The 13961-nt window shown below is 71.7% G+C and carries 11 protein-coding genes; 4 read left to right on the forward strand and 7 right to left on the reverse strand.

The features are described 5' to 3' along the window. Positions 1 to 4: 4 nt before the first annotated feature. From V3N99_09795 to V3N99_09805, 3 genes are all read left to right on the forward strand, one after another. A complete protein-coding gene (locus V3N99_09795) occupies positions 5 to 1456 on the forward strand; it encodes a glycosyltransferase family 2 protein (protein ID MEO3937036.1) in 1452 nt (483 codons plus the stop codon). Then, positions 1437 to 3194 carry a glycosyl hydrolase gene (locus tag V3N99_09800; GenBank protein MEO3937037.1) on the forward strand — a complete coding sequence of 586 codons (1758 nt, stop codon included), beginning with the start codon at positions 1437 to 1439 and terminating at the stop codon, positions 3192 to 3194. Before V3N99_09795 ends, V3N99_09800 begins: the two co-directional genes overlap by 20 nt. A 136-nt stretch (positions 3195 to 3330) precedes the next feature. After that, positions 3331 to 3741, forward strand: coding sequence for a metal-sensitive transcriptional regulator (locus V3N99_09805; protein ID MEO3937038.1), 411 nt, complete (start codon positions 3331 to 3333; stop codon positions 3739 to 3741). Between the two features lie 57 nt (positions 3742 to 3798). Here V3N99_09805 and V3N99_09810 read toward each other — a convergent pair whose 3' ends face one another. The 4 genes from V3N99_09810 to purS all read right to left on the reverse strand — a co-directional run bounded on the left by V3N99_09810 (position 3799) and on the right by purS (position 8227). Beyond that, positions 3799 to 4728 (reverse strand): hypothetical protein, encoded by a 930-nt coding sequence (locus V3N99_09810; protein ID MEO3937039.1) that lies wholly within the window; start codon positions 4726 to 4728, stop codon positions 3799 to 3801. Positions 4729 to 4947: 219 nt separating this feature from the next. Beyond that, the gene (gene purL / locus V3N99_09815; GenBank protein MEO3937040.1) at positions 4948 to 7263 is read right to left on the reverse strand and encodes a phosphoribosylformylglycinamidine synthase subunit PurL; all 2316 of its coding nucleotides are present in this window, start codon (positions 7261 to 7263) and stop codon (positions 4948 to 4950) included. Then, positions 7260 to 7940: a phosphoribosylformylglycinamidine synthase subunit PurQ gene (gene purQ / locus V3N99_09820; protein ID MEO3937041.1), complete on the reverse strand. Its 681-nt coding sequence runs from the start codon at positions 7938 to 7940 to the stop codon at positions 7260 to 7262. The genes purL and purQ overlap by 4 nt, the downstream gene beginning before the upstream one ends. A gap of 29 nt (positions 7941 to 7969) precedes the next feature. Next, positions 7970 to 8227 carry a phosphoribosylformylglycinamidine synthase subunit PurS gene (gene purS, locus V3N99_09825; GenBank protein MEO3937042.1) on the reverse strand — a complete coding sequence of 86 codons (258 nt, stop codon included), beginning with the start codon at positions 8225 to 8227 and terminating at the stop codon, positions 7970 to 7972. Between the two features lie 123 nt (positions 8228 to 8350). On the opposite strand from purS, the gene V3N99_09830 reads away from it, so the two are divergent. Continuing rightward, on the forward strand, positions 8351 to 10921 hold the full coding sequence (locus V3N99_09830) for a glycoside hydrolase family 3 C-terminal domain-containing protein (protein MEO3937043.1): 2571 nt from the start codon (positions 8351 to 8353) through the stop codon (positions 10919 to 10921). 351 nt (positions 10922 to 11272) lie between these two features. Here V3N99_09830 and V3N99_09835 read toward each other — a convergent pair whose 3' ends face one another. The 3 genes from V3N99_09835 to V3N99_09845 are packed head-to-tail and all read right to left on the reverse strand — an operon-like array spanning position 11273 to position 13955. Next, positions 11273 to 11983: a TetR/AcrR family transcriptional regulator gene (locus tag V3N99_09835; protein ID MEO3937044.1), complete on the reverse strand. Its 711-nt coding sequence runs from the start codon at positions 11981 to 11983 to the stop codon at positions 11273 to 11275. Then, positions 11980 to 12771: an enoyl-CoA hydratase family protein gene (locus V3N99_09840; GenBank protein ID MEO3937045.1), complete on the reverse strand. Its 792-nt coding sequence runs from the start codon at positions 12769 to 12771 to the stop codon at positions 11980 to 11982. The genes V3N99_09835 and V3N99_09840 overlap by 4 nt, the downstream gene beginning before the upstream one ends. Positions 12772 to 12794: 23 nt before the next feature. Beyond that, positions 12795 to 13955, reverse strand: a complete 1161-nt coding sequence (locus V3N99_09845) for an acyl-CoA dehydrogenase family protein (GenBank protein ID MEO3937046.1) — start codon at positions 13953 to 13955, stop codon at positions 12795 to 12797. Positions 13956 to 13961 lie beyond the last annotated feature (6 nt).

The raw sequence follows: 13961 nt of genomic DNA on the forward strand, positions 1-13961 counted from the left end.
CCCGGTGTTCATCGCGATCCTGCAGCTGCGCGCTGCCGTCCTCGACCACGGCCATCTCTACCTCTTCGTCTTCTACGTCGCCCTGACCTGGCTGGTGTGGCTGCTCAAGGTCGCGCTCGCCAGCCGCTACCGGCCCTGGACCGAGCCGCACGAGGCCACGACCAGCGTGGTCATCCCCGTCGTCGACGAGCCCCTCGACCTCTTCCGGGACGTGCTCGCCCGCATCGTCGAGCAGCAGCCGACCCAGACCCTGGTCGTCATCAACGGCCCTCGCAACCCGCAGCTCGAGGCCGTGTGCGCCGAGTTCGCGCCCGCCGTCGCCTGGACCTGGACGCCGATCGCCGGCAAGCGCAACGCGGTGCGCGTCGGGGTGGAGCACTGCGTCGGCGACATCGTGCTGCTCGTCGACAGCGACACGGTGTGGACGCCTGGCACGCTCGACGAGCTGCTGAAGCCCTTCGCCGACGAGCGCGTCGGCGGCGTCACCACCCGACAGCGCATCCTCGCCGCCGAGCGCTCGTTCTACACGCGGTGGGCCGACTGGATGGAGAACTCGCGGGCGCAGTACTCCATGCCGGCCCAGAGCGTGCTCGGTGCGGTCGGGTGCCTGCCGGGGCGGACCATCGCCTTCCGCCGCAGCATCCTGGTCGACGTCATGGAGGACTTCATGACGCAGCGCTTCCTGGGGGTCTTCCTCGAGGTCTCCGACGACCGCACGCTCACCAACCTGACCCTCAAGAAGGGCTTCCGCACCGTCTACCAGTCGACCAGCCTCTGCTACACCGACGCCCCGCTGCAGCTGCGCAAGCTGCTGAAGCAGCAGCTGCGGTGGTCGCGTGGCAGCCAGTACAACACCCTGCGGATGCTGCCCTGGATGCTGCGCCACACCCCCGTGCTGGCCTTCTTCTTCGTCAGCGACATCGTCATGCCGATGTTGCTCTCCACCATCCTGATCGCCTGGGTACTGCGTCGTCAGCAGGGCACCGACGTCAACCTCTACGTCGGGCTGCTGCAGGCCGAGGGCCGACCGTGGATGCTGCCCGCGATCGTCGCCATCACGGTGCTGATGTCAGCCCTGTCGATGACGGTCCGTCAGCTGCGCCACATCGAGGAGCGACCGGTCGACCTGTTCTGGATGCCGGTCTACATCCTCTTCAGCACCGTCTTCCTCATGCCGATCAGGGCCTACGGCTTCCTGCGCCTCGGCCACGTCGGCGGCTGGGGCACCCGGGCCGCCGCCTACAGCGCCGACCAGCAGCTCGACGTCGCGGTCGCCTCCCCCTCCAGCTCATCCGGCTCGCCCGGCTCGTCCCGCTCATCCACCTCGTCTCTGTCCACCCGTGCCCCACGCACTCATCCCCCCCTGGTCAGCGGCGACCCGCGGGCGCTCGTCCCCTACCTGCTCGTCACTGCTCTCGTCCCCCTCGGAGTTCTCTATGACACCCTCGTCCGCTGATCACCTGTCCGACAACGCTGGCCCCCCGACCCCGCCGTCGACCCCCCCGCCGCTGTCGTCCTACGCCATCCCGTCCGCCCCGTCGGCCGGCATCATCACCGTCAGCAAGCTCAACATCGCCCTCCTGACCCTGGCCATCCTGTCGATCGGCTCGGCGCTCTACCTCTCGCCACTGCCCAAGGCCGTCGAGTCGGGGGTCAAGGGTGTGAGCGAGGCCGCCGGCATCGGCGGCGGCCTGCCGGCGCCCTCGGCCACCGCCCCCTCGGGCGGCGCCGGGCTGACGACGCCGTCCGGCCGCACCTCCTCCACGACCGCGTCGGGCTCCCGCTCGTCGGGCTCCTCGAGCTCGTCGGGCTCCTCGACGAGCAGGGTGCTCGCCGGCACCAGCGCCTCGAGCCTGACGGGCCTCACGGGCCTGACCAACGCGCTCTACCGCCTGCGGCCCTCGCCGTCCTCGGCGTCGTCGCGGCCGTCGTCCACCGGGTCCACGGGGTCCACGGGGTCCGGCTCACGCCCTCCGGTCCCGACGCCGACGGTCACCGTCACGCAGAGCCCGACCACCCCCGCGGCCATCACCCCCCTGCGCACCAAGTGCTGGCAGTTCACCTGGCAGCAGGACGCCCAGACAGTGTATGCCTCGAACCTCTCCGACCCCTACGGCCTCGACGGCGCGCCGGGACCCTACGACAGCGACGGCATCGCCTGCTCCGACCTGCCGGTCGACCCGACCCGGGCGGCGTCGAAGCCGGTCGGGCAGTACGTGCCCCCCACTGCGTCGGCGGAGACCAAGGCCGCCATCGTGGGCTCGCAGTCCGCGTTCTACGGCTTCACGCAGGACGGCCTCCCGGCCGACACCACCAAGTTCGACGCCCTCGAGGCCACGACCGGCAAGGCCCTCAGCTCGGTGGGCTGGTACCAGTCGTTCGACGACGACTTCCGCGGCGACCTCGTCGAGCGGTCGTGGTCGCGTGGAGCCCTCCCCGTCTTCACGTGGATGCCCACGGGCACGGGCGCCAACCACGTCAGCCTGACCTCGATCATCGCGGGGGCCCAGGACGTCTACCTCCGGCGGTATGCCGGGGCGATCGTGCGGCAGAACCTGCCGGTCGTGATCCGCTACGGCCACGAGATGAACGGGCGCTGGTACGGCTGGTCGTCGGGGCGCGACGACTACAACAACAGCGCCGAGAAGTACAAGCAGGCCTGGATCCACGTCTGGACGGTCTTCCAGGAGGTCGGTGCCAACGACAACGCCATCTGGCTGTGGTCGCCCAGCCGCATCGACGACCTGCACCCGTCGCCGACCAACGGCCTCACGGCCATGGCCGACTCCTACCCCGGTGACCAGTACGTCGACTGGGTCGGTGCCTCGGTCTACCTGCGCCACGCCAGCACGGGCTCGACCTACGACGCGACCTTCGGCCGGACCGTCGCAGCCCTGGAGGCGGTCACGACCAAGCCGCTGTTCTTCGCCGAGATCGGGGCCATCGAGACCGACGGAGCGACCGACGTGGCCCAGCTCAAGGCGGACTTCATCCACAACACCCTGACCGCCTTCTCGGCCGACGCGCACGTCGTCGGATTCCTGTGGAACAACAACGTCGCCACCACGCTCGTCAACGGCCAGGAGGTCACGAACGACTGGCGCTTCGACGCCAACACGCTCGCGGCCAGGCAGTTCGTCGTCGACGTCGCCTCCCGCCGGTTCCGCACCGGGATGGTCGCCCTCGACCAGTGACCCCCGCCGGCAGGGCCCTCGTCTGCGGAGGGCCCTGCGGCTGCGCCGATTCACCGGCCGGGCCGGCACGGCATACGCTCCTGCCGTCCCTCATGCTGGTGCCAACCCGTCGCCCGTCTCAAAGGAGCAGTGAGCCATGCCCGACTCCCTCGACATCACGCTCCCAGTGGAGCACGTGCTGCCGGATGCCGTGCCGCAGGCACTCCTCGAGCCGGGGCCCCCCGCTACGTCGTCCGAGGCGTCGGCTGAGGGCGCGCACGACGGCCCACACGGCTACATCGGCCACAAGGACGCCTACCTCGCGCGGCTCAAGCGGATCGAGGGACAGGCCCGCGGTCTGCAGCGCATGGTCGAGTCCGACACCTACTGCATCGACATCCTCACCCAGGTGTCGGCGATGACCAAGGCCCTGCAGGCGGTCTCGCTCGGGCTGCTGGAGGACCACCTGCGCCACTGCGTCGTCGACGCGGTCGCCCACGGCGGACCCGCCGCGGAGGCCAAGCTCACCGAGGCCTCGGCGGCGATCGCCCGCCTCGTGAGGTCCTAGACCTGCTGCGTCCGCGTCGAGGTGGGCTCTTGCCCTCCGGGGCACGGACGTCGGGGGTCAACCGCCCCAGCCGCGGGCGCGCAGCAGACGCGCGAGCGCGGCAAAGAACGGCGCGGGCGCGATGCGCAGGGTCACCGACGACACCTGGACGGCGGCGTCACCGGCCGCTTGGAGGTCGAGGCTGCGGATCTCGTCGCTCATCGCCTGGGTCAGCACTCCGTGACCCGCACCGTCGACCTCGACGGCGACGCCGAACCGGTCCCAGTAGACATCCAGATGAACGCGGCCCTGCGACGACTGGCGGCGCACCTGACGGTCGGGCTCGGGCAGCCCGTGGTCACGGCACATCCGCGCGAAGTCGAGCTCGTTGAGCGAGTGCACCCCGCCGCGGACGTCGCCGAGCACCGCGAGCAGAACGGCCCGGTAGGGGTGGCGTCGCACGGCCGAGAACGGGTCGACCAGGTCGTCAGCCCGGACGATGCGCTGCTGCACCGCCATCGTCAGCAGCAGCGTCGCCTGTCGCGCGGAGCCGGCCCACAGGGCCGCCTGCACCGTCGCAGCGGTGGGGTGCGAGTGCCTGATCCCCGCGCTGTCGACGTCGTCCTCCGTCCATCGCCGGGTCTCGTGGAGGACGACACCAGGGCAACGCGTCTTGAAGCCCGACTTGCGCACCCACAGGTGCAGTCCGCGCCGCTCGTCGAAGCCGGTGAGCCCACGCCACTGGAGGGCGGTGACTCCCCCGAGAGCGGCAGTCGGTCCGACCCGGAGAAGTGAGATGCGGATGGCGGCCTCTCCGTGCGGCACACCGGTGGTCGTGACGATGCCGCGCCGGGAGACCGCGACCCAGCGTCGGGCCCCGACCTGCGCCTCCCGCTGCCACCGGGTGATGTTGGCCGCCCGCAACGCAGACAGGCTCACGACCCCGGCGGTCGTCGCTGCCTGGGCCTCGACGGACCGGAGGTTGAGGGGGTCGTGGCGGCGCGGCATACGAGCGAGGATGACGCGCGCCGACCACCCGGCCGAGGATCCCGACGACTCCTGTGGACAGGCTCGAGGCACCCAGGGGGTGTGGACGACCAGCCAACCGCTCCCTGCGTCCGCGCCGAGGAGGGCTCCTACCCACCTCGAGGCGGACGCACGGAAGAGGGGGCCAACTGCGTCCGCGCCGGGGCGGGCTGTTACCCACCGGGACGCGGACGCATCGGCTCAGCGCCCGAAGACCGCCGGCAGCGTCGCGGTGTGGGTCTCGCGGAGGGTCTCGAGGTCGATGTGGAAGGAGAGGTCCTCACCGGACGCCGAGGCGGCCTTCACCGCCAGTCCGTCGGTCTCGGTGTCGACGACCCCGAGCTCGACCAGGGGCACTGAGCTGCCCACGGCGGCGAGGAAGTCGCCCTCGGCCCCGGGCGAGCAGGCCACGAGCACACGGCCGGTCGACTCGGAGAAGAGGGCGGTGAAAGGGTCGACCCCGAGGCCGGCGAGGGAGACCTTCGCCCCGACGCCGTGGCGCAGCACCGACTCGGCGAGAGCCTGCGCGAGGCCACCCTGCGACAGGTCGTGGGCAGTGGTGAACCACCCTGCGGCCGCACCCTCCTGGAGCACCGCCGACAGCGCCATCTCGTGCGCGAGGTCGACGCGCGGCGGCACGCCGCCGAGGTGGCCGTGCACGACCCGCGACCACTCCGAGCCGTCGAGCTCGTCGAGCGTGTCGCCGAGCAGGAAGATGCGCGACTCGTCGACGGAGAAGCCCGACCCGGTGCGCACCGACACGTCGTCGAGCACCCCGAGCACCCCGATGACGGGGGTCGGGTGGATGGCCACGTCACCGGTCTGGTTGTAGAACGACACGTTGCCGCCGGTGACGGGGATGCCGAGGGTCTTGCAGCCCTCGGCGATGCCTCGCACCGACTCGCGGAACTGCCACATCACGCCCGCGTCCTCGGGCGAGCCGAAGTTGAGGCAGTCGGTGACGGCCAGCGGGGCGGCGCCGCTGGTGGAGACGTTGCGGTAGGCCTCGGCCAGTGCGGCCTGGGCGCCGGTGTAGGGGTCGAGCTTGGCGAAGCGGCTGTTGCAGTCGGTGGAGATCGCGACCCCGCGGCCGGTCTCCTCGTCGACCCGCACGACCCCCGCGTCGTCGGGCATCGCGAGCGCGGTGTTGCCCTGCACGTAGCGGTCGTACTGGTCGGTGACCCATGAGGTGTCGCAGAGGTTGGCACTGCCGAGCATGATGAGCAGCGTCTCGCGCAGACCCTCGGCGGCGTGCGGCCGCGGCAGGTGGGCCGTGGTGTCGGCGACCAGGCCATCGAGGTACGCGGGACGGGCGAGCGGGCGGTCGTAGACGGGGCCGTCATGGGCCACCGAGCGCGGCGGCACGTCGACGATGGTCTCGCCGTGCCAGGTGATGACCAGGTGGTCGCCGTCGGTGACCTCGCCGATCACCACCGCCTCGACGTCCCACTTGTCGGTGATGGCGAGGAAGGCGTCGAGCTGCGACGGCTCGACGATCGCCATCATCCGCTCCTGCGACTCCGACATGAGGATCATCTCGGGGGCCAGCGTCGCGTCACGCAGGGGGACGGTGTCGAGCTCCACCCGCATGCCGCCGTCGCCGTTCGAGGCGAGCTCGCTGGTGGCGCAGGAGAGCCCGGCGCCGCCGAGGTCCTGGATGCCGGCCACGACCTTCGCGGCATACAGGTCGAGGCAGCACTCGATGAGCACCTTCTCGGCGAAGGGGTCGCCGACCTGCACGGCGGGGCGTTTGGTCGGGCTACCCTCGGAGAAGGTTTCCGAGGCAAGGACCGAGACACCGCCGATGCCGTCACCACCGGTCTTGGCTCCGAAGAGCACGACCTTGTTGCCGGCCCCGCGGGCCGACGCGAGGTGGATGTCCTCGATGCGCATGGCGCCGACGCACAGGGCGTTGACGAGCGGGTTGCCCTGGTAGCACTCGTCGAAGACGACCTCGCCGCCGATGTTGGGCAGGCCGAGGCAGTTGCCGTAACCGCCTACTCCCGCAACGATCCCCGGGAGCACGCGCAGGGTGTCGGGGTGGTGCAGGCTGCCGAAGCGCAGCGGGTCCATCACCGCGAGCGGGCGCGCGCCCATCGACATGATGTCGCGCACGATGCCACCGACGCCGGTCGCGGCGCCCTGGTATGGCTCGACGTAGGACGGGTGGTTGTGGCTCTCGACCTTGAAGGTCACCGCCCAGCCGTCGCCGATGTCGACGACGCCGGCGTTCTCACCGATGCCGACGAGGAGCTTCTCACGCATCTCGTCGGTGGTGTTCTCCCCCCAGAGCGAGAAGTGGACCTTGCTCGACTTGTAGGAGCAGTGCTCGCTCCACATCACGGAGTACATCGCGAGCTCGGCCGAGGTGGGTCGGCGGCCGAGGATCTCGCGGATCTGTTGGTACTCGTCCACCTTGAGCCCGAGCTCGGCCCACGGCTGCTCGGTGTCGGGCGTGGTCGCGGCGGCGGAGACCGTGTCGACCCCGGCGACCGACGGCTGGGTGCTGGTGCTCACGCGGAGACCCCCTGAGCGAGACGGGTGAGGACGGAGGTGAAGAAGCCGAGGCCGTCGACCGACGGGCCGTAGCCCGGCTCGATCGCGTGCTCGGGGTGGGGCATGAGACCGACGACGTTGCCGCGGGCGTTGGTCACGCCGGCGATGCCGCGGTAGGAGCCGTTCGGGTTGTCTCCCAGGTAACGAGCGACGACCCGCCCCTCGCCCTCGAGCTCGTCGAGCGTGTGCTCGTCGGCGACGTAGCCGCCCTCGCCGTTCTTCAGCGGCACGACGATCTCCTGACCGGCGGTGTAGTCCGCAGTCCAGTCGGTCGAGGCGTTCTCGATGCGCAGAGCCTGGTCACGGCAGACGAACTTGCGGTGGTCGTTGCGGATCAGGGCGCCCGGCAGCAGGTGGCTCTCGCAGAGCACCTGGAAGCCGTTGCAGATGCCCAGCACCGGCAGCCCACCCTGCGCGGCGGGGACGAGCACGTCCATCACCGGGGCGAAGCGCGCGATCGCGCCGCACCGCAGGTAGTCGCCGTAGGAGAAGCCGCCCGGCAGGACGACCGCATCCACCCCGTGCAGGTCGGCATCGCCGTGCCAGAGCATGACGGGCTCGGCCCCCGCAGCCCGGACGGCGCGCTGCGCGTCGCGCTCGTCGAGCGAGCCGGGGAAGGTGACGACGCCGACGCGCAGTCCGGTCGAGGCCGTGCCGGGCAGGGCCGTCACTGGGCGCTCTCGAGCGCGTGCACGGCGACGACGTCCTCGATGACGGGGTTGGACAGCAGGGTCTCGGCCGCCGAGCGGGCCTGCGCGAGGTGCTCGTCGGTCACCTCGCCGTCGACGGTGAGGACGAAGCGCTTGCCCTGGCGCACGTCGGTGAACCCCTCGAAACCGAGGCGCGGGAGCGACCGGCCGACGGCCTGCCCCTGCGGGTCGAGGATCTCGGGCTTGAGCATGACGTCGACGACGATGGCTCCCATGACGGGGGGCTCCTTCGGTGCGGTGGCTCTGCGCGGTCGACCCAAGGATATCGGCCCCGACGGGTGGTGCCGGACACGCAGGCCGTCCTTGACAACGCCTGCCGCAGTGACGAGCGTGGCCGGATGAGCGCACACCTCACCCGGCGCAGCCTGCTGGCCGCGGGCGTGGGCGCGACAGCGGTCCCGCTCACGGCCGGATCCTCCGGCGGCGCAATCTCGTCGGCGGACAGTCGCGCCCGCGCGCTCGTGCGGGCGATGACCCTCGACGAGAAGATCGCCCTGGTCCACGGCGGCCCCTCCGATGCCGACGTCGGCTTCGTGCCCGGCCTCCCGCGTCTCGGCATCCCCGACCTGCGCCTGACCGACGGCCCGGCCGGGATCCGTCAGCCGAAGACGACCGACGGCCCGTCCACGGCCTTTCCCGCCCCGATCACGCTGGCGGCCACCTTCGACGACGCCCTCGCCCGGAGGCTCGGCAGCGCGCTGGGCAGCGAGGCGAAGGCCAAGGGACAGAACGTGCTCTTCGCCCCCATCGTCAACCTGGCCCGGGTCCCGGAGGGTGGCCGGCTCTTCGAGGGTCTCGGCGAGGACCCCGTGCTCACCGGCGCCATCGGCCGCGAGGTCGTCCTCGGCATCCAGTCGATGGGGGTCGTCGCCACCGTCAAGCACTGGCTGGCCAACGAGCAGGAGGACAGCCGTCACCTCGTCTCCGTGGAGCTCGACGAGCGGACCCTGCGCGAGGTCTATCTCGCTCCCTTCGTCGAGGCCGTGATCGGGGGCCGCGCGGGTGCGGTGATGGCCGCCAACAACGGTGTCGCCGGCGCCTACAACGCCCAGAGCGCCGCCCTGCTCCACGACCTGCTGAAGGTCGAGCTGGGCTTCGCCGGCTTCGTCTGCAGTGACTACTCCGCCACCCACGACACCGTGCTGGCCGCACTCGCCGGGCTCGACCTCGACCTGCCCGACGACCAGTGGTTCGGCGCCCCCCTGCGCCAGGCCGTCGTCGACGGCACCGTGCCCGTCGCGGTGCTGGACGACAAGGTCGAGCGGGTGCTACGCACCGTGATCGCCCTCGGCATCCTCGACGGCGGCGGAACCAGCACCCGCGGCGGAGCGGGCGAGGTCAACACGCCCGCTCACGCCGACCTGGCGCAGGAGGTGGCCGAGCGTGGCGCCGTGCTGCTGCGCAACGAGCTGGTCGGTGGCCTGCCGCTGCTCCCGTTCTCGCCGCAGGTGACGCGCTCGATCGCCGTCATCGGCCCCTACGCCGCGATCCCCCGGATCGGCGGCGACGGGAGCTCGCACGTCTCACCCCTGACTGCGGTGTCCCCGGTGGACGGCATCGCCGCCCACTTCCCCGGGGCCACTGTGCGCACGGCGCCCGGCGCCGTCGCCGAGGCCGGGGTGGTGCCCCCGGAGGTCCTGCTCCCGCCGGGTGGCGGCTCGACGCACGGCCTGCTCGCTGCGTACTTCGCCAACGAGAACCATTCCGGCACAGCGGTGTTCACCCGTGTCGACGGTGTCGTCGGCCGGACCTGGGGGACCAACGGTCCGGGCCACGGGATTCCTGCCGAGGGTTTCTCGGTGCGCTGGACCGGCACCCTCACAGCCCGCACCACGGGCACCCACACCATCTCCACCCGCTCGGACGACGACTCGTGGGTGTGGGTCGGCGGGTCGCTCGTGGTCGACAACGGCGGCGAGCACGGGCTGCGGGTGCGCTCCGGCCAGGTGCATCTCCTAGCTGGTCGCCGCTACACCCTGCGGGTCGACTACGTGCAGCGCACGTTTCGTGCCAGCCTGAGCTTCCGGTGGCTCGAGCCGGCGGACAGCCTCGTCCGGGCCGCCGCCCGCCTCGCGGCGAACTGCGACGTCGCCGTGGTCGTGGTGGGTGACGTCGAGACCGAGGGCAGCGACCGCGAGTCGCTGGCGCTACCCGGCCAGCAGGACCAGCTGATCGCCGCGGTGGCGGCGGCCAACCCGCGCACGGTGGTGGTGTCGCAGTCAGGTGGTCCCGTGCTCATGCCGTGGCTGGCCAGCGTGCCCGCCGTCCTCCAGCTCTGGTACGGCGGGCAGCAGGTCGGCGCCGCCCTCGCCCGCCTCCTCGCCGGCGAGGTCTCCCCCGCCGGGCGGCTTCCCGTGACCTTCGCCCGCCAGGCGTCCGACTACCCAGCGCGGACCCCGTCGCAGTACCCGGGGGTCCCGGCCACCGGGTCCCACCAGGAGGGCCTCGACCTCGAGGAGCACTACGACGAGGGCCTGCTGGTCGGCTACCGCTACCTCGACGCGCAGCACACCGAGCCGGTGTTCCCCTTCGGGCACGGACTGGCCTACACGACCTTCACCTACGGCGGCGTCTTGGCGTCGGTCAGCGGCGCGGCGGCCGACCCCTCGCTCCGCGTGCAGGTCTCCGTCCCGGTCACGAACTCCGGCGACCGGGCCGGTGAGGAGGTCGTCCAGGTCTACGTCGCGCGGGTAGGCGACCCGGGGGCGCCACCGAAGGTGCTGCGCGCCTACCGCCGCATAGCCATCCAGCCGGGCGCCCGTCAGGTCGTGCGGATCACGTTGGGCAGCAAGGACTTCGCCCAGTGGGACGTCGCCTCCCACGCCTGGGTCGTCCGTCCCGGAACGTATGACGTCATCGTCGGCGCCTCCTCACGAGACCTCCGCGGCACCGCCCGCGTCACCCTCTAGGAGCCCGCGCGCCAGGCGGGTGGTCTTCACAGCACCCCCGTGACTGTTTTGTCAGGCCGTAGCGGGCGACAGAACGGACAGGTGAGTGTCGGGGCGACCACCCCGGTTCCCGGTGTGCCCGATACGACTCCCACCGTCAGACAGGACACCGTCGAGGTCGAGCCCACTGACGAATCCGCGGTCGCTCGAGCCGCCCCTGCTCTCGTAGTCCTCCAAGGGGTGGTCGTCAGCGACCCCGTCCTCTGGTCCGTCATCGACGCTGCCGCGCCACGCCACCAGCGTGCCGATGAAACCCACGCCCGACCCCCTCACGCCACGCCAGGAACGCTCCCGGAGCCGACGTGCTGGCAGTCACAGGCTCGGATGGACGGAACGGTCGAGGTCAGGCCGCAGGCCCTCCGGATCGAGAGGCGGAACGCTCTTCCGTCGGGCGAGACGGTCGTCCGCTGGTCTCCGAGCCTGCCCGAGCGACGCCTCCAGCGTGCGCGCCCACTGCGTCGCGATCCGGCTGCGCCGCTTGCCGTCGTCGGTCAGCAGGTTGGCCAGGCCGATGCCGCGGGCCAGGTCGAGGGTGGCCTGCACGGTCTCGCGCACCCCGGGCTCCGACTCGTCCACGCCGAGCAGGTCGAGCACGACGTGGTGGACCTCCCGACCGACCCGCGCCTCGAGCACCACGACCTGCTCGCGCAGCTGCGGGTCGGACGCCGCGGCGACCCAGAGCACGAGCGCCGCCCGGAAGAGCGGGCCCGTGAACAGCTCGAACACCATCGCGACGACCGCCTCGGTATCGAGCTGCGCCCGCTGCTCCCCCAGCTCGCGGCGCATCTGCTCGCCCCGCTCGTGCGTCACGTGCTCGAGGGCCGCGGTGAAGAGCGCCTCTCGGGTGGGGAAGTGGTGCTGCGCCGCGCCCCTCGACACGCCCGCGTCCTGCGCGACCACGGCCACGGTGCTGGCGGCGTAGCCCCGGTCGGCCAGGCAGGTGATGGCCGACTCGAGCAGCCGCGCCCGGGTGGCCCGGGAGCGGTCCTGCTGCGGCTCGCGCTGGTCGGTCGGCGACGTCACGGCGCGCCCGGGGCCCACCGCGGTGGCCGCTTCTGCAGGAACGACGCCATCCCCTCACGGGCCTCCTCGGAGGCGAAGAGCCGGGCCGAGAGGGCGCGCATCTCGTCGGCACCGCTGTCGAGCGCGGCGAGACCCGCCCGCGCGGTCAGCGCCTTGGTCTCGGCCAGCCCCTGGGGCGAGCACCGGCGCAGCGCGTCGAGGATCGTCTCCAGCTCGGCGTCGAGGTCGGCGGTGCCGTGGAGGGCCATGGTCACCAGGCCTGCCGCCTCGGCCGCCGTCGCGTCGAAGGTCTCGCCGGTCAGGTAGTAGCGGCTCACAGCCCGCGCCGTCATGCCCGGCATCGTCGTCAGCGAGATGATCGCGGGGGCCAGCCCGAGCCGCACCTCGGTGAAGCAGAAGCTTGCGGCACCGCTCGCCAGCACGATGTCGCAGGCCCCGAGCAGCCCGAGCCCACCGGCTCGGGCCGGCCCGTCGACCCGGGCCACGACCGGCTTCGGCATGGTCAGGATCGAGCGCAGCACCGCGAGCATCCGGCGCATCGAGTCGGCCGGGCCGCCGCCCGGGGAGGCGTCGCTGAGGTCAGCGCCGGAGCAGAAGACGCGGCCGGTGTGCGACAGCACGACCGCACGTACGGAGTCGTCGCGGGCGGCGGTCTCGAGGTGGTCGGCGAGCTCGACCACCAGCTGGGTCGACAGCGCGTTGCGCTTCGCGGGCGAGTCGAGCGTGAGGGTGGCGATGCCGCGGTCGACGCGGTGGTGGACGAGCTCAGCCTGCACGGGCTCCGTCATGAGGAAACCTTCCTGAGATCAGATCAGTAGGACTTGGGCAGACCCAGGCTGAACTGGGCGACGAAGTTGAGCACCATCTCACGGCTGACCGGCGCGATCCGCGCCACCCGCGCCCCGAGCACCATGGTCCCGAGACCGTACTCGTGCGCCAGACCGTTGCCACCGTGGGTCTGCACGGCCTGGTCGACGCACGCGATGGAGGCCTCGGCGGCGGCGTACTTCGCCATGTTGGCCGCTTCCCCCGCGCCCATGTCGTCGCCGGCGTCGTAGAGCGCGGCCGCCTTCTGCATCATCAGCCGCGCCAGCTCGAGCTCGACCTTGGCCTTGGCGAGCGGGTGCGAGATCCCCTGGTGGGTGCCGATCGGCTGGTCCCCCCACACCCTGCGGTCCTTCGCGTAGGCGACGGCCTTGTCGAGCGCATACCGGCCCATGCCGACCGAGCTCGCGGCCGCCATGATCCGCTCGGGGTTGAGCCCGGCGAAGAGCTGCGCCAGCGCGGCGTCACCCTCACCGATGAGCGCGTCCGCCGGCAGCCGCACGTCGTCGAGGAAGAGCATGAACTGGCGCTCCGGCATGACGACGTCCATGTCGATCGGCGTGAACTCGAAGCCCGGGGTGTCGGTGGGGAAGACGAAGAGGGCCGGTGCGAGCGTGCCCGAGCCGGCATCCTGGGTGCGGGCGACGATGAGGATCGCGTCGGCGTGGTCCACCCCGGAGACGTAGCACTTGCGGCCCGACAGCACCCAGTCGTCACCGTCGCGACGGGCCGTCGTCGTGATCTTGTGGGTGTTGGAGCCGGCGTCGGGCTCGGTGACCCCGAAGGCCATGATCGTCTCGCCGGAGGCCAGGCCCGGCAGCCAGCGCCGCTTCTGGGCCTGGGTGCCGAAGCGGGCGATGATCGTGCCGTTGATCGCCGGCGACACCACCATCATCAGCAGCCCGCAGCCGGCGGCACTCAGCTCCTCCTCGACGATCGCGAGCTCGGTCATCCCCGCACCACCCCCGCCGTGCTCCAGCGGCAGGTTGACCCCGAGGAACCCGGCGCGACCCGCCTCGTCCCACAGCTCGGTCAGCGGCTCGTGGGCCCGCGCCCTCGGCGCAACATAGGCGTGCCCGTAGCGGCGCCCCAGCTCGGCGACCGCCTTGCGCAGCGCGATCTGCTCCTCGGTCTCAGCAAAGTCCATGCCCAC

The organism is Dermatophilaceae bacterium Soc4.6, assembly GCA_039889245.1.
Lineage (GTDB): Bacteria > Actinomycetota > Actinomycetes > Actinomycetales > Dermatophilaceae > Lapillicoccus.

What these genes read in the sequence shown, in the direction of transcription:
- V3N99_09800 (MEO3937037.1), top strand. Translation starts at nt 1,437, where the DNA reads ATGACACCCTCGTCCGCTGATCACCTGTCCGACAACGCTGGCCCCCCG.
- purS (MEO3937042.1), bottom strand. Translation starts at nt 8,227, where the DNA reads ATGGGAGCCATCGTCGTCGACGTCATGCTCAAGCCCGAGATCCTCGAC.
- V3N99_09840 (MEO3937045.1), bottom strand. Translation starts at nt 12,771, where the DNA reads ATGACGGAGCCCGTGCAGGCTGAGCTCGTCCACCACCGCGTCGACCGC.
- V3N99_09805 (MEO3937038.1), top strand. Translation starts at nt 3,331, where the DNA reads ATGCCCGACTCCCTCGACATCACGCTCCCAGTGGAGCACGTGCTGCCG.
- V3N99_09830 (MEO3937043.1), top strand. Translation starts at nt 8,351, where the DNA reads ATGAGCGCACACCTCACCCGGCGCAGCCTGCTGGCCGCGGGCGTGGGC.
- V3N99_09810 (MEO3937039.1), bottom strand. Translation starts at nt 4,728, where the DNA reads ATGCCGCGCCGCCACGACCCCCTCAACCTCCGGTCCGTCGAGGCCCAG.
- V3N99_09845 (MEO3937046.1), bottom strand. Translation starts at nt 13,955, where the DNA reads ATGGACTTTGCTGAGACCGAGGAGCAGATCGCGCTGCGCAAGGCGGTC.